This is a genomic window from Lentzea sp. NPDC054927 (assembly GCF_053610285.1).
In genome coordinates this window covers 48,356-64,740 of the sequence record NZ_JBSGXZ010000014.1, presented here as the reverse complement: position 1 = coordinate 64,740, position 16,385 = coordinate 48,356, and the positions used below count along the sequence as shown (strand labels likewise).

16 protein-coding genes are annotated in these 16,385 nt (G+C 69.7%); 7 read left to right on the top strand and 9 right to left on the bottom strand.

Annotated features, from left to right (window positions below; genetic code table 11):
- Positions 1-1,731 carry an FAD-dependent monooxygenase gene (locus tag ACWGE0_RS20860; protein WP_452262545.1) on the top strand — a complete coding sequence of 577 codons (1,731 nt, stop codon included), beginning with the start codon at positions 1-3 and terminating at the stop codon, positions 1,729-1,731.
- Here the strand turns inward: ACWGE0_RS20860 and ACWGE0_RS20855 are convergent.
- The 4 genes from ACWGE0_RS20855 to ACWGE0_RS20840 form a co-directional block, all read right to left on the bottom strand.
- Positions 1,692-2,066: a nuclear transport factor 2 family protein gene (locus tag ACWGE0_RS20855; RefSeq protein WP_452262544.1), complete on the bottom strand. Its 375-nt coding sequence runs from the start codon at positions 2,064-2,066 to the stop codon at positions 1,692-1,694. The two genes, ACWGE0_RS20860 and ACWGE0_RS20855, sit on opposite strands and share 40 nt — an antisense overlap.
- Entirely contained in the window at positions 2,063-2,521 is a 459-nt protein-coding gene (locus ACWGE0_RS20850; RefSeq protein WP_452262543.1) for a cupin domain-containing protein, read from the bottom strand. The genes ACWGE0_RS20855 and ACWGE0_RS20850 overlap by 4 nt, the downstream gene beginning before the upstream one ends.
- Positions 2,481-3,986, bottom strand: coding sequence for a flavin-containing monooxygenase (locus tag ACWGE0_RS20845; protein ID WP_452262542.1), 1,506 nt, complete (start codon positions 3,984-3,986; stop codon positions 2,481-2,483). The genes ACWGE0_RS20850 and ACWGE0_RS20845 overlap by 41 nt, the downstream gene beginning before the upstream one ends.
- 78 nt (positions 3,987-4,064) lie before the next feature.
- Positions 4,065-4,847 carry an IclR family transcriptional regulator gene (locus tag ACWGE0_RS20840; RefSeq protein ID WP_319964535.1) on the bottom strand — a complete coding sequence of 261 codons (783 nt, stop codon included), beginning with the start codon at positions 4,845-4,847 and terminating at the stop codon, positions 4,065-4,067.
- A 39-nt stretch (positions 4,848-4,886) separates the two neighbouring features.
- On the opposite strand from ACWGE0_RS20840, the gene ACWGE0_RS20835 reads away from it, so the two are divergent.
- From ACWGE0_RS20835 to ACWGE0_RS20820, 4 genes are read left to right on the top strand one after another with little or no spacing between them, the layout of a single operon-like run.
- Positions 4,887-5,657: an SDR family oxidoreductase gene (locus ACWGE0_RS20835; RefSeq protein ID WP_452262541.1), complete on the top strand. Its 771-nt coding sequence runs from the start codon at positions 4,887-4,889 to the stop codon at positions 5,655-5,657.
- A 52-nt stretch (positions 5,658-5,709) separates the two neighbouring features.
- A complete protein-coding gene (locus tag ACWGE0_RS20830) occupies positions 5,710-6,213 on the top strand; it encodes a cupin domain-containing protein (protein WP_452262540.1) in 504 nt (167 codons plus the stop codon).
- Entirely contained in the window at positions 6,210-7,094 is an 885-nt protein-coding gene (locus tag ACWGE0_RS20825; protein WP_452262539.1) for an alpha/beta fold hydrolase, read from the top strand. Before ACWGE0_RS20830 ends, ACWGE0_RS20825 begins: the two co-directional genes overlap by 4 nt.
- Positions 7,094-8,026 carry a DODA-type extradiol aromatic ring-opening family dioxygenase gene (locus tag ACWGE0_RS20820; RefSeq protein WP_452262538.1) on the top strand — a complete coding sequence of 311 codons (933 nt, stop codon included), beginning with the start codon at positions 7,094-7,096 and terminating at the stop codon, positions 8,024-8,026. Before ACWGE0_RS20825 ends, ACWGE0_RS20820 begins: the two co-directional genes overlap by 1 nt.
- Positions 8,027-8,029: 3 nt before the next feature.
- Here the strand turns inward: ACWGE0_RS20820 and dmpG are convergent, their stop codons facing one another.
- The 3 genes from dmpG to ACWGE0_RS20805 are packed head-to-tail and all read right to left on the bottom strand — an operon-like array spanning position 8,030 to position 10,733.
- Positions 8,030-9,028 carry a 4-hydroxy-2-oxovalerate aldolase gene (gene dmpG, locus ACWGE0_RS20815; RefSeq protein ID WP_452262537.1) on the bottom strand — a complete coding sequence of 333 codons (999 nt, stop codon included), beginning with the start codon at positions 9,026-9,028 and terminating at the stop codon, positions 8,030-8,032.
- On the bottom strand, positions 9,025-9,957 hold the full coding sequence (locus ACWGE0_RS20810) for an acetaldehyde dehydrogenase (acetylating) (RefSeq protein ID WP_452262536.1): 933 nt from the start codon (positions 9,955-9,957) through the stop codon (positions 9,025-9,027). The genes dmpG and ACWGE0_RS20810 overlap by 4 nt, the downstream gene beginning before the upstream one ends.
- On the bottom strand, positions 9,957-10,733 hold the full coding sequence (locus tag ACWGE0_RS20805) for a 2-keto-4-pentenoate hydratase (RefSeq protein ID WP_452262535.1): 777 nt from the start codon (positions 10,731-10,733) through the stop codon (positions 9,957-9,959). The genes ACWGE0_RS20810 and ACWGE0_RS20805 overlap by 1 nt, the downstream gene beginning before the upstream one ends.
- A gap of 80 nt (positions 10,734-10,813) precedes the next feature.
- On the opposite strand from ACWGE0_RS20805, the gene ACWGE0_RS20800 reads away from it, so the two are divergent.
- Positions 10,814-11,590 (top strand): IclR family transcriptional regulator, encoded by a 777-nt coding sequence (locus ACWGE0_RS20800; protein WP_452262534.1) that lies wholly within the window; start codon positions 10,814-10,816, stop codon positions 11,588-11,590.
- A gap of 64 nt (positions 11,591-11,654) precedes the next feature.
- On the opposite strand, the gene ACWGE0_RS20795 is transcribed toward ACWGE0_RS20800, so the two are convergent.
- Positions 11,655-12,662 carry a DUF2891 domain-containing protein gene (locus ACWGE0_RS20795; protein WP_452262533.1) on the bottom strand — a complete coding sequence of 336 codons (1,008 nt, stop codon included), beginning with the start codon at positions 12,660-12,662 and terminating at the stop codon, positions 11,655-11,657.
- 144 nt (positions 12,663-12,806) lie between these two features.
- Here ACWGE0_RS20795 and ACWGE0_RS20790 point away from each other — a divergent pair, with 144 nt between their 5' ends.
- A complete protein-coding gene (locus ACWGE0_RS20790) occupies positions 12,807-14,195 on the top strand; it encodes a class II 3-deoxy-7-phosphoheptulonate synthase (RefSeq protein ID WP_452262532.1) in 1,389 nt (462 codons plus the stop codon).
- Between the two features lie 84 nt (positions 14,196-14,279).
- Here the strand turns inward: ACWGE0_RS20790 and pknB are convergent, their stop codons facing one another.
- Positions 14,280-16,298 (bottom strand): Stk1 family PASTA domain-containing Ser/Thr kinase, encoded by a 2,019-nt coding sequence (gene pknB / locus ACWGE0_RS20785; protein WP_452262628.1) that lies wholly within the window; start codon positions 16,296-16,298, stop codon positions 14,280-14,282.
- Positions 16,299-16,385 lie beyond the last annotated feature (87 nt).

Genomic DNA, 16,385 nt, shown 5'->3' with positions numbered 1-16,385 from the left:
GTGGGACTGAAAGTCACCGCACGTCCTGGCAGCAGCCTGCTGGCCCGCCTGGGCAAGTCGCGGACCCGCCCCGTCAACCCACCACCGCAACCACGGACCCCAGTGCCACGGCTGCCTCGCTACGACTGCGACGTGCTCGTCGTCGGCGCGGGTCCGAGCGGCCTGATGACGGCGGCGTTGCTGGTCCGCCGGGGCGTCAAGGTCCGCGTGGTCGACGCCAACGCGGGCCCGGCCACGGAGTCGAGGGCGTTCGCCGTCCAAGCGCGCACCATCGAGCTGTTCCGGAGCATCGGGCTCGCCGACGAACTCCTCGAACGCGGTGTCGTCACCACCGGAATCCGCTTCCACATCAAGGGCAAGCACGTCGGTGGCCTCGACTTCGACCGGGCGGGGTCGGCGACCACGCCGTACCAGTTCATCCTGATGGCACCGCAGTCCGAAGTGGAGGAAGTGCTGCTCCAAGACCTCGCACGGCACGGCGTCGCGGTCCGGCGCGGCACGCGGCTCACCCAGCTCCAGCAGACCGAGGACGCCGTCACCGCGGTCGTCACCGGTGAGACCATCACCGCTCAGTACGTCGTGGGTGCGGACGGCGCCCACAGCACCGTCCGGCAGCAGCTCGGGCTCGGCTTCGAAGGCGACAAGTACGCGCAGCGCTACCTGCTCGCCGACTGCAAGGTCGACTGGCCGCTCGACCACGCGCACTTCCGGGTGTTCATGAACGGCACCAGGATCGGCCTGTTCCTGCCGCTCAACGGCGCCGAAACGTCCCGTGTCATGGTCACGGACTTCGGCGAGCCCAGCGCGCCGTTCGAGATGCAGAAACTCCAGGACGAACTCCGCAAAGCGATGAACCTCGACGTCACCCTGAGCGCCCCGATCTGGACCAGCCGCTACCAGGTCCACCTGCGCGGCGTCGACGACTACCGGCGCGGCAGGGGATTCCTCGTCGGCGACGCCGCCCACATCCACTCCCCGGCGGGCGGCCAGGGCATGAACACGGGCCTGCACGACGCCGCCAACCTCGCCTGGAAGCTCGCGGCGGCGATCAAGAACGACGTGGACCTGCTCGACACCTACTCCGCCGAGCGTCATCCGGCGGGCATCCGGCTGCTGAAGTTCACCGACCGCCTCTACAAGGTCGCGGCGGGCCTGAACGGCTGGCAGGCATGGTTGCGCGACACCGCGGGACCGTTCCTGATCGGACGGATGTCGGCGGCGCCACTGCCGCACCGCAAGTCGTTCCACCGCCTGTCCCAGCTGAGCCTCGGCTACCGGCCGAGCGAGATCAACGTCAACGAGCTGCTCTACTCGCTCAAGGGCCCGCTGGCCGGCCACCGCGCCCCCGACGCCAGGATCAACGACCGCGAGCAGATGTTCGACCTGCTGCAGGGCTATCAGCTGCACGTCGTCGCGTTGTCCCGCAAGCACCTCACCGCTGGCGAGATCGCGGACCACACGGCTGCGCTCGACGAACTCGGCGCCACCACCCACCTGATCTCACGGGTCGAGGCCCGCCAGGACGACCGCGTGCACCGGGCGGACTCGGCGCAGGTGTTCGAGCACTACGGCCTCACCGAACCGGATTCGCAGGCCCTGTACGTCATCCGCCCCGACGGTCACGTCGCCTGGCGCTGCGACGAGCTCGACGTCGAAGCCTGCCGGACCTTCCTCGCCACACTGCACTCCGCTCAAGCCATCGCCGGTGATATGTCCATGTGCACGCGGTAGTCGACGACCTGCTCGCCGGACATCCAGATCACCGTCACGCAAGGCAACGCGAGCGGCGTCCCGTCCCGCGTCTCGGTCTCGATGGTGAACCGGCAGAACAACTGGTCCCCGACCTCGGCGACCTGGTCGATCACGTGCCGCACCCACGGCAACGCACTCGCCGCGCCTGCCGTTGCCGTCACCACGGCATCACGACCGATCAACGGCGAGTTGTTGCCGAAGGTGTAGGAGGCGTCGGCGGCGAACCAAGCCCCGAACGCCTCCGCATCGCCGGCATCGACCGCGGCGCACATCCGCCGCACCATCTCGGTGCGGTCGAAGGCAGTGCGGGTCATGGCTTCTTCTGCAACGAAAGGCCGTGCTCCACCATGATCTCCGCGACCAGCTTCATGTCGCGCGGCCCCGGTGGCAGTTCGGACAGCGCCTGGTAGTAGTTCTCCAGTCCAGGCGGCGAGACCACCGCCACCACGCGGGTCTCCTCGTCGAACGGGTTGTGGAACATGTGCGGCACCCCGCGCGGCATCAGCAGCGAATCACCTTGCGCCAGCACGTGTTCCTCGCCGTCCAGCTCGACGACGACCCGTCCCTGCACGCACGTGAACAGTTCGTCCTCACGGGAGTGGACGTGCGTGGGCGGCCCACCGAGGTTCGGCGGCACGACGTACTCGAACAACGAGTAGGCGCCCTTGGTGTCCGCGCCGGTCAGCCGCGTGTAGATGCCCAGGCCGATCGCGCCGACGTTCGTGCCCTCACCGCTGCGGTAGACGTGATGCTGCACGGGGGTTTCCATGTTCTCCAACCTCATTTCGACTGAGCCGGGCGAGCAGTTGGGGCGTGACCTTGCGATACGCCGAGGGCGCGACCGGGTTGAGCCAGTGGGTGGCGCGGGTGAGCCTGCCGATCTGCAACCCGAGGTCCTCCAGCACCTCGTCCGCGTTGTGCAGCGAGAACGGGATGATCTTCGTGCCGCGGCAGTGGTGGGTGTTCGTCGCCTCGTCCATGAACGCGAGCTGCGCGGTCACGTCCGCCCGCCGAGTCTCGTCGTCCGGCAGCGAGAGCGCTCCCGCGAGGTCGGCCGCGATCCACAACGCGGCCATCTCGGCGTTGAGCGGGCTGAAGAACGACGAGTTGTAGCCGTTGAAGTACAGGCCGGGCACGCCGATCGGCTGGATCTGCCGGTACAGCGCGAAGTTGCCGCGCTCGTCGAAGATCCGCTCCTGGACGGCGCCGGGCAGGAACGACACGCCCTGGGTGAACCCGGTCGCGCAGACGATCAGGTCGGCGGGCAGCACCGTGCCGTCCGACAGAACGGCACCGCTCGACGTCAGCCGCGCGATGGTCGTGTCGCGGCGCACGCGGATCCGGCCGGCCTCGACGCCCTCGAAGAACCCTTCGGTGGCCAGGCCGATCGCGCCCTTGACGATGTCCTCCATCTGCCCGGACGGCACCAGGTCGTGCCGCGCGAGGCCGAACTGCCGCACCGACACCGACCCGAGCGAGTTGAGCATCGAGCGCCGCATCCGGTTCGCCGGGCCGTGCAGGAACTTCTCGAACCCGCGCAGCCACCGGTAGCGGAACAGCGCCTCGCCCATGCGGGTCAGCAGCAGCATCTTGAAGTTGACGACCCCGCCGATCTTGCGCGGCACCTTCCACAGCAGCTGCCGCGCGATGATGTCGGTGCTCGCCGCCACCTCGCTGATCGGCACGGTCACGTCGCACGCCGACTTGCCGTAGCCGACGACCAGGACGCGGTGGTCCCGCGCCTCCTCGGCGTCGTGGAACTCGGTGCCCGCGAGCACCCGCCCGCCGGCTGCCTCGAACTCCTCACGGCCGGGAAACGCCGGCACAGACGGTTCGCAGAACACGCCGTTGGCGACGACGACTCGGTCGTAACGGTAGGTGGTGCCGGTGTGCGTGGTGAGTTCCCACTCGCCGTCAACGGGCACGACGGACGTCACCGTCGTCTCCAGGCGCAGGCACGCGTCGACACCGAAGTGCCACGCGTACGCCTCCAGGTACGCCTGCACCTGGGCGCCGGTCGGCCACTCCGGCAGGTCCTTCGGCATCGGGAAGTCCGAGAACGAGTACTGGGCCTTGGGGCTCTGCGTGGTGAGGCCGGGGTATCGCCGGGTGCTGCTCCACACCCCGCCGACGTCCGGTGTCCGGTCGAACACCTCGACCTCGTGTCCGGCCTGCAGGAGCACCTTGGCCGTGGTGAGGCCGGCGACTCCGGCACCGATGATCGCGACTCGCATCCTGGTCCTCCTGGCTGAGGATGTGACGGCCCCACACTGTGGAGCGCTCCCACCTCACGGGCCAACCAGGAGTCCCGGCTAGTGGGACTCCCAGCGGCGGGTCGAGTAGGCGCGGGTCGCCGCCGAGGCCGCCATCCGCACGGCGGGCCCGATCCGTTCCGGGCGCACCGCCGCGCTCGGTCCGGTCACCGACAACGCCGCGGCGACCTCGCCTCCCGCGCCGAAGATGGGAGCGGCGATGCAGCTGATGCCGACGTTGCCCTCCTCGCGGTCGTAGGCCCAGCCCTGGTCCGGGATCGCCGCGAGCTCCCGGCGCAACGCCGTCGGGCTCGTGATCGTGCGGGGAGTGCGGCGGGTCAGTCCTGCGGCGATCACCGCGTCCACAGTGGACGCGGCGGAGAACGCGAGCATCGCGCGGCCCAGGCCCGAGCAGTGCGCCGGGATCATGCCGCCCACCTGGTCGAGCATCGGCATCGGCCGGTGCCCGGTGATCTTCTCGACGACCAGCACCTGGGTGCCGTCGAGCACGCCGAGCTGCACCGTGACGCGGGCGGCGGCGTAGAGGTCCTGCAGGAACGGCAGCACGGCCTCGCGCAGTTCGTGCCGTACCGGGACCAGGCTGGAGAGCTTGAAAAGGCCCGTGCTGATCCGGTAGCGGTCGCCCGGTTTGTCGAGCCAGCCGAGCTCGATCATGCGCGCCGCCGTGCGGTGCACGGTCGAACGCGGTAGTCCGGACCTGCGCACCAGTTCGGCGAGGCCCAGCTCCCGGTGGGTCACGTCGAACGCGTCCAGGATCGCCGCCGCGCGTTCGAGTGAACCGCTCGGCTCGGTGGACGGCGAGTCCCGGTCACTGGGACTCATCCTTGGTCACCCTTCGGCACACGGCGACTGTAGGAGCTCATGGACGCAAACACCACGCGGGTCGCGCTCGTCGGGGGCGGCGCCGGCGGAATCGGTGCGGCAACGGCCGCCGCGCTCGTCGAGAGCGGGCACCGCGTCGTGCTGGCCGGACGCACCGAGGCCACTTTGAAGGAAACAGCCGCGGTGCTCGACGCGGACTACCTCGTCGGTGATCTCGCCGATCCGGGTGAGGCGACCGCGATCGTGGCGCGCGTCGCTGACCGGCACGGTTCGCTCGACGTGCTGGTCGTGAACGCGGGCGGGCCGTCGCCGGGAGGGGTCTTCGAGGTGACGGACGCGCAGTGGCACCGGGATCTCGACCTGCTGTTGCTCGGACCGCTCGCGTTGCTGCGCACGGCATTGCCTCTGATGGCGCGGCGCGGGTTCGGTCGTGCGGTGGTGATCACCTCGACGGCGGTGCGGCAGCCGCAGCCGGGTCTCGCGTCGTCCACGGTGCTGCGCGCGGCCGTGACGTCGGCGATGAAGCTCGCTTCCCGGCAGCATGCGGCGGACGGCGTCACGGTCAACTGCGTGGCTCCAGGCGCGACTTTGACGCCTCGGCGGCTGGAAGTGCTGCGCCGCAGGGCCGAGGCCGCGGGAGTGGACCTCGACACCGCGGCCGCCGACGACATCGCGGACATCCCGGCGTTGCGCGCCGCGGATCCCGCCGAGATCGCCGCCGCGGTCGCGTTCCTGGCTTCACCGCAGGCCTCGTACGTCAACGGCACCGTGCTCACCGTCGACGGCGGCCGCACTGAATTCCCTGCTTGAACTCGACTGTCTGAAAGGGAACGCGTTGGCCACCTCAGGACCCGACTTCGCCATGACCGACTTCCTCGGGGCGCTCACGCACGCGGTGCGGCCCGACGGCGGGCGTCCGCTGGTCGTGCACGACGACGAGCTGGAGACGATCCCGCCAGGCGCGGTGCCGAACCCGACCACGTTGCGGATCGCGGGACAGCTGCCGACGTCGACGTTCGAGCTGTTCCGCCAGGTCATCCCGGCGGGCGAAAGCTCGGACATGCAACGGCACTACCACGAGACCGTGCACTTCGTGATCTCCGGCGACGGGCACAGCGAGATCCAGAAAGCCGAACCAGACGCGTTCGAGACGGTGACGTGGACTTCCGGGTCGTTCGTCTACACGCCGCCGTGGACCTGGCACCGCCACTACAACGACTCCACCGAGCACCCCGTCGAGTTCCTCACGATCGAGAACTCCCGGCTGCTCGCGCTGTTCGGGCTCGCCCGCAGGCAGAGCGCCGGTCTCGCGACCTTCGACGAGGCCCGCGCCCGTTTCGACACAACATCTGGGGAGGACCAGTGATTCCCGAGCACATCAGCATCTGGGGCGAACTGTCGCATGTGGACCACGTCGTGCGGCACGTGGACGTCCCCGTACGCGGCCACACCGTGCGGACCAGGATCCTGCAGGCCGGTGCCGGTCCGGAACTCGTGCTGCTGCACGGCACCGGCGGCCACCTGGAGGCCTATTCGCGAGACATCGCCGGGCTGGCCGAGGACTTCCACGTCACCGCGTACGACATGGTCGGCCACGGCTGGTCCGACCTGCCGGACCTGCCGTACACGATCGACGTGCTGTCCGAGCACCTCGTGGGGCTGCTGGACGCGCTCGGCGTGGAGAAGGCGCACCTGTCCGGAGAATCGCTCGGCGGCTGGGTCGTGGCGTGGGTGGCCGCGCACTTCCCGTCGCGCGTCGATCGGCTGGTGCTGAACACGCCGGGCAACATCGCGAACAAACCCGAAGTCATGCAACGGATGCGCGACAGCACGATGGCCGCGGTGCTCGACCCGAGCGAGGAGACCGTGCGGCGGCGGGTGGAGTTCTTGTTCCACCACAAGGAGATGGTCACCGACGAACTGGTGAACCTCCGCCGTCAGGTGTACTCGCGGCCGGGATTCGTGCAGGCGATCACGAACACGTTGGTGCTCCAGGACCCGGTGGTGCGCAAGGACTTCGCGTGGGATCCGGCGTGGGTCGGGAAGGTCGCGGCACCGACGTTGTTGCTGTGGACCAGCCATGACCCGACGGGCGGACTGGACGAGGCCGACATGCTGCTGCAGTGGCTGCCAGACGCGCGTCTGCACGTCATCGACGACGCGGGGCACTGGCCGCAGTGGGAGAAGGTCTCCGAGTTCCTCGACACGCACCGCACGTGGTTGTTGCACGGAAAGGACCCCTCCTGATGGCCGAGATCATCGGGTTCGCCGGCATGTCGCACAGCCCGTTCGCGACGCTGCTGCCGCCGGAGGGTGACGGGCCGGGGGCGGTGTTCCTGCGCGACGCCGGCCGCGTGCGACGGGCGGTCGAGAAGCTCGCGCCGGACGCGATCGTGGTCATCGGGCCGGACCACTTCCACGCCAACTTCTACGACGTGATGCCTCCGTTCGTGCTCGGCGTCGAGGAAGCGGTGGGGTTCGGCGACTTCGGCAGCAGCTCGGGGTCGTTACCGGTGGCGCAAACGCTTGCCTGGTCGGCGCACAGCGGGTTGGCCGACGCTGGGTTCGACGTGTCGCTGTCGTACTCGCTGACCGTCGACCACGGGATCGTGCAGAGCTACGAGATGATCACCGGCGGGACTTCCCTGCCGCTGGTGCCGCTTGTGGTGAACACGGCCGCGCCACCGTTGCCGTCGCTGGACCGCTGTGTGGAGCTGGGTCGCGCGCTCGGGGCGGCGTTGCGGTCGTCGGTGTTTCCCGGGCGGGTGCTGGTGGTCGCCAGTGGCGGGTTGTCGCATTGGCTGCCGTCCAACGACCCGCGCGATCCGTCCGTGGTGGGGGAGCGGCGCGAGTCGTTGATCCGGGGGCGGTCGTACGCGAAGGAGTTCGCCGCGGCGCGCGAGCCGCGGGTGAAGGCGATGGGCGGCAACCCGGAAGCGCGGGTGAACTCGGTGTGGGACGGGTGGTTCCTCGACCGGCTGGCCGCCGGCGCGGCCGGTGAGATCGCGTCCATCGGGCACGAGGCGTTGGAGGCGCACGCGGGCAGCGGCGGGCACGAGATCCGCTGCTGGCTCATCGGGCAGGTCGCCGTCGGGTTGCCGCTGGTGTGGACGAGCTACGAGCCGGTGCCCGAGTGGATCACCGGCATGGGCGTCGGGACCACCTTTCCCGTGATCTGACGGCTAGCGGGTGAGGTCCAAGGCGATGTCGGTGAGCATGTCCTCCTGACCGCCCACCAGGCGTCGGCGTCCGGCTTCCAGCAGGAGATCCCGGACATCGACGTCCGTGCGTCGGGCGGCGGTCTCGGCGTGGCGCAGGAACGAGCCGTACACGCCCGCGTAGCCCAGCGTCAGGCTCTCGCGGTCGACGCGGACCGGGCGGTCCATGAGCGGGCGGACGAGGTCGTCGGCGGCGTCCTGCAGCGCGAACAGGTCCGCGTTGTGCTGCCAGCCGCGGAGGTTCGCGACGGCGGTGAACGGTTCGATGGGGCAGTTGCCCGCGCCCGCGCCGAGCCCGGCGAGAGAGGCGTCCACTCTCGTCACACCCTCTTCCACGGCTGTCATCGAGTTCGCGACAGCCAGTGAGAGGTTCTCATGAGCGTGAATGCCTATCTCGGTGGTGACGTCCAGTACCTCGCGGTAGGCACGCACACGGTCGCGAACGTCGTTGGGGAGCAGACGGCCGCCGGAATCCGTGACGTATACGCAGTGCGCGCCGTACGACTCCATCAGCTTCGCCTGCCGTGCGAGCTCCTGTGGTTCGGCGAGGTGACTCATCATCAGAAACCCGGACACGTCCATGCCGAGGTCACGCGCGCCGGCGATGTGCTGCGCGGAGATGTCAGCCTCGGTGCAGTGCGTGGCGACACGTACAGACGTGACGCCAAGACTGTGCGCGCGCTTCAGGTCGTGGAGGGTGCCGATGCCGGGCAGCAGCAGCGTGGTGAGTTTGGCGTGGGTCAACGCTTCTGCCGCCGCGTCGATCCAGTCCCAGTCGGTGTGGCTGCCGGGGCCGTAGACGAGCGAGCCGCCGCTGAGGCCGTCGCCGTGGGACACCTCCACGGCGTCGACCCCGGCGATGTCCAGCGCCCTGGCGATCTCGGCGACCTTCGCCGGGGTGATGGTGTGGCGCAGGGCGTGCATGCCGTCCCTGAGCGTCACGTCCTGGAGGTAGATCTTCATGCCCGCACCGCCCCTGCTGCTGTTGGTGTGACTGCCATGGTTTCCGCGACCCTGAGGGCGGCGCTGGTCATGATGTCCAAGTTGCCCGCGTAGGCAGGCAGGTAGTCCGCCGCGCCTTCCACTTCCAGCAGCACGGTGACCTGGTGCGTCACCGGTGCTTCGGTGAGGGTGCGCGGTTGTTCGATCGGGTCGATCTGCACCGGCTGCTTGAGGCGGTAGCCGGGGACGTAGCCGGCCACCTCGGCGATCATGGCCGTGATCGACTCGCGGATCTGTTGGTGCGCTTGGGGATCCGATGCGTTGACGAGGGCGAGCACGGTGTCGCGCATGGTGATCGGCGGGTCGGCGGGGTTGAGCACGATGACGGCCTTGCCCCTGGCCGCGCCACCGACCTCGGCGATGGCGTGCGCGGTCGTCTCGGTGAACTCGTCGATGTTCGCGCGGGTGCCGGGGCCGGCCGAGCGGGACGAGATCGACGCGACGATCTCCGCGTACGGCACGGGTGTGATCTTCCGGATCGCGGCGACGATCGGGATCGTGGCCTGACCGCCGCAGGTGACCATGCTGACGTTCGGTGCGCCGAGGTGTTCGTGCAGGTTCACCGTCGGGACGACCATCGGCCCGATCGCGGCCGGAGTGAGGTCGATGACGCGTTTGCCGTGTGCGGCAAGGACTTCGGCGTGCTTCTCGTGGGCGTTCGCGGAGGTGGCGTCGAACACGATCTCGATGTCCTCGAAGCCGGGCATCGCGACGAGACCGTCGATGCCCTGTGCCGTGGCGGGAACGCCGAGTTCGCGGGCCCTGGCGAGCCCGTCCGACGAGGGGTCGATGCCGACCAGCGCCGCCATCTCCAGCGTGGTGGACCGCTCGAGCACCTTGATGACGAGGTCGGTGCCGATGTTGCCGGACCCGATGACCGCGACCTTCATCACGCCTCCGTCCCGAACTTCGCCCGCACCGCACCAAGTCCGGTGATCGTTGCCTCGACTTCGTCGCCGGCCTGGACGGGGACCATCGGACCGAGCGCGCCGCTAAGCACGACGTCACCGGCCGCGAGCGGAGCTCCGAGTCGCACGGCGATGGTGGCGAGCCAGGCGAGCGCGGTCAGTGGATCGCCCAGGCAGGCGGCGCCGTTGCCAGTCGAGCGCTCCTCGCCGTTGACGCTGAGCACCATCGACACGTCCTTCGGCACGACGTCGCCCAGCTCCGCCTGCTCGGTGCCGAGGACGAACAACCCGGAGGAGGCGTTGTCCGCCACCGTGTCGGCGAAGGTGATGTCCCAGCCGCTGACCCGGCTGTCCACGATCTCCAGCGAGGCCCGGACGTACCCGACCGCTTTGGCGACGGTCGCCTCGTCGAACGGTCCCTCGGTGAGATCCGACTTCAGCACGAACGCCAGCTCCGCCTCCACCTTCGGCTGGAGCAGCCGGGACGTCGGAAGGGTGTCGCCGTCCTTGAACGCCATGTCGTCGAGCAGCACCCCGAAGTCCGGCTGGCCGACGCCGAGCTGCTTCTGGACGGCCGGCGAGGTGAGGCCGATCTTGCGGCCGACGACCGTGGCGCCACGGGCCAGTCGCGCGGCGATGTTGAGCTGCTGGACCGCGTAGGCCTCGTCGTCGCCGATGAGGTCGCGCACGGGCGCACAGGGCACCCGCTCCCTCGCTGCGGTGGCGAGCCGCTCCGCTGCCGTGCCGACGTTGTTCATGCCGGCCATGGTGGCTCGGCCGGCACCGCTGTGGACACTTCAAAGTTCCGGTGAGCGGAACTCCGTGGCACCATCGGGTGATGACCGACGTGCCGAACACCCTGCTGGGCAAGGTGATGTCGGTGCTGAACGCCTTCGGTGCCGACGACGACGAGCTCGGCTTCGCGGAACTGGGCAGGCGCACCGGCCTGTCCAAGGCGACGCTGCACCGCCTGCTGGGCGACCTGGTCGAGGCCCGGCTGCTCGACCGCGGCCGGCGCGGCTACCGCCTGGGCGGCCACCTGTTCCAGCTGGGCATCCGGGCGTCGGTCGAACGCGGCCTGGTCGAGGTGTCCACGCCGTACCTGGAAGACCTCTACGAGCGCACCCACGAGACCGTCCACCTCGGACTCCGCGAGGGCCACGAGGTCGTCTACGCGGCCAAGATCGGCGGCCATCGGCAGGCGTCGTCCCCGTCCCGGCTCGGCGGCCGCATGCCGCTGCACGCCACCGCGATCGGCAAAGCGCTGCTCGCCCACGCCCCGCTGCCCGTGCGCGCCGAGGTGTTCGCCGCCCCGCTCGACCGCCGGACACCGCGCACCGTGGTCACGCCCGGCCGCCTCCGCCGCCAGCTGGCCGAGATCCGGGAGACGGGCGTGGCCTACGAGTTCGAGGAGTCGCGGGTCGGGCTGGCGTGCGTGGCGTCACCGGTGCTCGGTCACGACGGCGCGGTCGTGGCCGCGGTCAGCGTCGCCGGGCCGACCACCCGCTTCGATCCTCGTGTGCACGCCGCGTCGGTGCACGCCGCGGCGACGGGCATCGCGCTCACCCTCGTCCGCCGCGCGAACCTGACATCCGATATATCAGTTGTGCAATGAACGTTTGCGGGCGTCCGCAAACGTTCATTGCAAGGGAGGTTTGCGCAGGTCAGGAGGGATTAGCTCAGAAGGCCTTCACGTCGAGATAGGCGCCGAACGTGCCGAGCCAGTGGTCAGCCATGTAGCCGTGCCCGCCGAACACGTAGGTCCACCCGGCCTCGCGGTGCGCGGCCGAAGCGGTCCTGGCCAGCTCGACGTACCGGTGGCCGGCCGGCAGCGCTTCGGCGATCGCCTCCCAGTTCCAGGCGCGCGACAACGCGAGCCCGGCCAGGTGTGAGCCGTAGGGGTCGCCGGGGTCGTCGACCGGGAAGGGCTCGCGCAGCACGCGCCACCGTTCCGACTCGAGCTCCGGCAGGTACGCGTCCAGCCACGCGGCGAACTCCGGGGCGTCCAGCGCGCGGCGCATCAGGTCGGCCGTCGTCAGCGCGGGGGAGAGGAAGTCCGCGGCGTCCGGCTCGAACCCGCCGTACGCGACCTCGTCCCGGTGCCACCGCAGTGCCGCGTCGATGCACGCGGAAGCCAGTTCGAAGTCCCCGGTCACCTGGGCGGCGTCGAACACCAGGCCGGTCGCGAACGCGGTGTTGCTGTGCGTGCCGGTCCGGATCGGCAGCCGCGCCGCCGAGACCCACTCCAGCCAGCGGTCGCGCAGCACGTCCGCGATCGGCGCCACCGACCACGGCAGCCCGGAGGTCCGCAGTTCCGCGTCGAGCAGCAGCAGCCACGCCCAGCCGTACGGCCGCTCCCAGTACCGGCCCGCCGGCGAGGCGAAGAACGCGGCCTCGACCGCGCAGTTCTCGTGCGTGATCAGCTTGTCCAGCGCGTCACGGGCCAGATCGGCGCCCGCCAGCGACGGCCGCAGCCGCAGCAACCGCACGGCGAGCCACGTCTGGTGCACGCACGAGTGCCAGTCGAACGATCCGGCGAACACGGGATGCAGCACCCGCTGCGGTATCAGCCGGTCGTCGCCGTCGATCACGTGCGTCCAATGCACCGGGTGGTCTCGCTGGACGTTTTCGATCGCGATGCCCAGCAGCCGGGTCGCGGTGCCGTCATCCAATCGGGTGGCGTTCATGGCCCACATCATGCAGTGCGACGTCTCAATAGGGCAGAGGCCGATAGTTGACAAGTAACAGACTTCACCCCGCCGGACCACCCACCGGAATCCGCTGACAGGCCCGGCCCGGTCTCTCAGTGTGGGACAACTAGGATGAGCAGCGTGAACTGGACCGTGGACGTGCCCATCGACACGCTTCCCGAGCTTCCGCCGCTGCCTCCCGAGATGCGCAAGCGCCTGGACGACGCCCTGTCGCGCCCGGCTGCCCAGCAGCCCGAATGGCCCGACGCCGAACAGGTGCGTCGCGTGCGGACCGTGCTCGAGAGCGTGCCGCCGATCACCGTGCCCGCCGAGATCGACCGGCTGCACACGCAACTGGCGCAGGTCGCGAACGGTGAGGCGTTTCTCCTGCAGGGCGGTGACTGCGCGGAGACGTTCGCTGACAACACCGAGCCGCACATCCGCGCGAACATCCGGACCCTGCTGCAGATGGCCGTCGTGCTGACCTACGGCGCGAGCCTTCCGGTGGTGAAGGTCGGCCGCATCGCCGGCCAGTACGCCAAGCCGCGTTCGTCGGGCATCGACGCGCTCGGCCTGCCGTCCTACCGCGGCGACATCATCAACTCCCTGGTCGCGACGCCCGAGGCCCGCGTGGCCGACCCCGGCCGCATGATCCGCGCCTACGCGAACGCCGGCGCGGCCATGAACCTGCTGCGGGCGCTCACCGGCGCGGGTCTCGCCGACCTGCACCGGGTGCACGACTGGAACCGCGACTTCGTGCGCACCTCGCCCGCGGGCGAGCGCTACGAGGCCCTGGCCGGCGAGATCGACCGCGGCCTGAAGTTCATGTCGGCGTGCGGCGTGAACGACCAGTCGCTGCACGGCACGGAGATCTTCGCCTCGCACGAGGCGCTGCTCCTCGACTACGAGCGCGCGCTGCTCCGCCTCGACACGACGCGCGACGAGCCCAGGCTGTACGACCTGTCGTCGCACTTCGTGTGGATCGGTGAGCGCACCCGTCAGCTCGACGGCGCGCACATCGCGTTCGCGGAGATGCTGTCGAACCCGATCGGCCTGAAGATCGGCCCGACGACGTCGCCCGAGATGGCCGTCGAGTACGTCGAGCGCCTCGACCCGCGCAACGAGCCGGGCCGTCTCACGCTCATCTCGCGCATGGGCAACCAGAAGGTGCGCGACGTGCTCCCCGGCATCATCGAGAAGGTCGAAGCCTCCGGCCACAAGGTCATCTGGCAGTGCGACCCGATGCACGGCAACACGCACGAGTCGTCCACCGGCTACAAGACCCGGCACTTCGACCGCATCGTCGACGAGGTCCAGGGCTTCTTCGAGGTGCACCGCCGCCTCGGCACGCACCCCGGTGGCATCCACATCGAGCTCACGGGCGAGGACGTCACCGAATGCCTCGGTGGCGCCCAGGAGATCTCCGACGACGACCTCGCCGGCCGCTACGAGACGGCGTGCGACCCGCGCCTGAACACGCAGCAGTCGCTCGAGCTCGCGTTCCTCGTCGCCGAGATGCTCCGCTCGTAGCGAGTTCTCGACACTCTTCCTGAAGACGAGCTGAAGAACGAAGGGCCCCGCGTCGAGAACGCGGGGCCCTTCGCTTTGCCCTGGCTAGAGGCCGACGATCGTGATCTCCGTACCGCGCTGCACGCGGGTGCGCGGCGGGATCGACTGGTTCACGACGGTCGCGTTGCCGTTCTTGTTGAACTCGACCTTCACCTTCAGGCCGGCCCTCTCGAGCTCTTCCTTGGCGTCGCGCACCTTCTGCCTGGTCACGTCGGGGACCTCGACCTCGCGGTTGTTCTGGAAGAACACGGTGACGCGCTTGTTCCCCGTGCCTTCCAGCACCGTGCCCGCGGGCGGATCCGTCCGCGCCACGCGCGACTCGCCGTTCTCGGCGGCGTCCTCGCCACCCGCCTCGACCGGCTCGAGCCCGGCGCGCTGCAGCTCGGCGAACGCCTCGTCCTTCGTCTTGCCCGCCACGTTCGGCACCGGCGTGCGCGGCGACGGTCCCTTGCTGAGCACGAGGGTCACCGGGGTGTTGAGCTTGAGGGCGGTGCCTGGCCGCGGGTCCAGTGCCACGACCTTGCCGATCGGCACGGTGTCGTGGAACGCGTCTTTGGCAGGGTCCCTGACCGCCTTCAGACCCGCTGCCTCGATCTCCTTGGTCGCGGCGTCCACCTCGGCACCGACGTTGATGAACGGCACCAGGGGCTTGCCGCGCGACACGACGATCTTCACCGACTGGCCCTTGCGCAGCTCCACGTCCGAGCCGGGGTCGGTGCTGATGACCTGGCCGTTCGGCACGTCGTCCGACGGCACCTTCTCGATCAGCGCCGTCAGGTCCGCGGTCTGCATCAGCCGCACCGCGTTCTGCTCGGACTGGCCGACCACCGCCGGCACCACCGTCCAGCGGCCCGCACCGAGGTACCAGGCGAACAGGCCGACGATCAGCGCCAGCACGGCGACCACGGAGCCCCAGATGATGAAGAGCCGCTTGCGCCGCTTGCGCTCTTCCTCGACCGGGTCGACCTTGGGTTTCTTCTTCTGCGGTGGACGGCGGCGTGGCTGTTCGGGCCGCTGCATCGCGCGCGTGCCGGCGATGCCGGGAGGCGGCGTCGGCGGGCCGGTGCTGACGGTCGTCATGCCTGGGGACATCCCGTGGGAAATCACCGCGGTCATCGCCGCGGGCGGTGTCACCGGCCTGGTCGCCTCGGCGACCGACGGGGGAGTGGCGCCGACCGAGACCGGGACCGGTCGCATGACGACGGTCCTGTCGTTCTCGGGTGCCGTGCCGGGAACGGGCACCGGCTGCGGCGTGAGTCCCAGCTCCGCGCCCACGCGCTCGAGTTCGCCGAGGAACCCGTCGGCGTTGGCCGGCCGCAGCGACGGGTCACGCCGCGTCGACTTGCGCACCAGCGTGTCGAGCGCCAGCGGGATCTCCGGAACCGACGGCACGTCCGAGTTCACGTGCTGGTAGGCCACCGAGATGGGCGTCTCGCCGCGGTACGGGGCCTGCCCCGCCAGCATCTCGTAGAGCACGATGCCGGCCGAGTAGACGTCACTGCGTGCGTCCGCGGCGCCGGTTTCCACCTGTTCAGGTGACAGATAGGCAACTGTGCCGAGGATCTCGCTGTCACTGGTGACACCGTTCTCGGCGATCGCCCTGGCCAGCCCGAAGTCCGCCACCTTCACCTGGCCACCAGGCCCGATCAGCACGTTCTCCGGCTTCACGTCGCGGTGCACCAGCCCGGCGCGATGCGCGGCGCCCAACGCCGACAGCACCGGGCCGAGGATGCTCAACGCGATGGCGGGAGGCAGCTTGCCGCGCTGATTGAGCAGGTCACGGAGGTTGCCGCCGTCGATCAGCTCCATCACCAGGTACACCTGGTCACCGTCGACGCCCTGGTCGTGCACCGACACCACGGCAGGGTGATGCAACTGGGCCGCCGCGCGTGCCTCACGCTCGAACCGCGCGACAAACGCCGGGTCCGCCGTCAGGTGCGGATCCATCACCTTGATGGCCACATCGCGATCGAGGCGAGTGTCGCGACCTCGATAGACGGTGGACATGCCACCGCGCGCGAGCACGGAGTCCACCCGGTAGCGCTGCTCCAGCAGTCCACCCATCACGTTCGAAACCGACCTCTCCACAGTGCGAGATGGTAAAGCTCAGGATGACCCGGTTGGCGGAAGGGCGTTCCCAGTTCGGTTATG

What these genes read in the sequence shown, in the direction of transcription:
- ACWGE0_RS20810 (WP_452262536.1), bottom strand. Translation starts at nt 9,957, where the DNA reads ATGAAGGTCGCGGTCATCGGGTCCGGCAACATCGGCACCGACCTCGTC.
- pknB (WP_452262628.1), bottom strand. Translation starts at nt 16,298, where the DNA reads ATGGGTGGACTGCTGGAGCAGCGCTACCGGGTGGACTCCGTGCTCGCG.
- ACWGE0_RS20840 (WP_319964535.1), bottom strand. Translation starts at nt 4,847, where the DNA reads ATGAGTCCCAGTGACCGGGACTCGCCGTCCACCGAGCCGAGCGGTTCA.
- ACWGE0_RS20835 (WP_452262541.1), top strand. Translation starts at nt 4,887, where the DNA reads ATGGACGCAAACACCACGCGGGTCGCGCTCGTCGGGGGCGGCGCCGGC.
- ACWGE0_RS20855 (WP_452262544.1), bottom strand. Translation starts at nt 2,066, where the DNA reads ATGACCCGCACTGCCTTCGACCGCACCGAGATGGTGCGGCGGATGTGC.
- ACWGE0_RS20800 (WP_452262534.1), top strand. Translation starts at nt 10,814, where the DNA reads ATGACCGACGTGCCGAACACCCTGCTGGGCAAGGTGATGTCGGTGCTG.
- ACWGE0_RS20850 (WP_452262543.1), bottom strand. Translation starts at nt 2,521, where the DNA reads ATGGAAACCCCCGTGCAGCATCACGTCTACCGCAGCGGTGAGGGCACG.
- ACWGE0_RS20820 (WP_452262538.1), top strand. Translation starts at nt 7,094, where the DNA reads ATGGCCGAGATCATCGGGTTCGCCGGCATGTCGCACAGCCCGTTCGCG.
- ACWGE0_RS20805 (WP_452262535.1), bottom strand. Translation starts at nt 10,733, where the DNA reads ATGAACAACGTCGGCACGGCAGCGGAGCGGCTCGCCACCGCAGCGAGG.
- ACWGE0_RS20845 (WP_452262542.1), bottom strand. Translation starts at nt 3,986, where the DNA reads ATGCGAGTCGCGATCATCGGTGCCGGAGTCGCCGGCCTCACCACGGCC.
- dmpG (WP_452262537.1), bottom strand. Translation starts at nt 9,028, where the DNA reads ATGAAGATCTACCTCCAGGACGTGACGCTCAGGGACGGCATGCACGCC.
- ACWGE0_RS20830 (WP_452262540.1), top strand. Translation starts at nt 5,710, where the DNA reads ATGACCGACTTCCTCGGGGCGCTCACGCACGCGGTGCGGCCCGACGGC.
- ACWGE0_RS20795 (WP_452262533.1), bottom strand. Translation starts at nt 12,662, where the DNA reads ATGAACGCCACCCGATTGGATGACGGCACCGCGACCCGGCTGCTGGGC.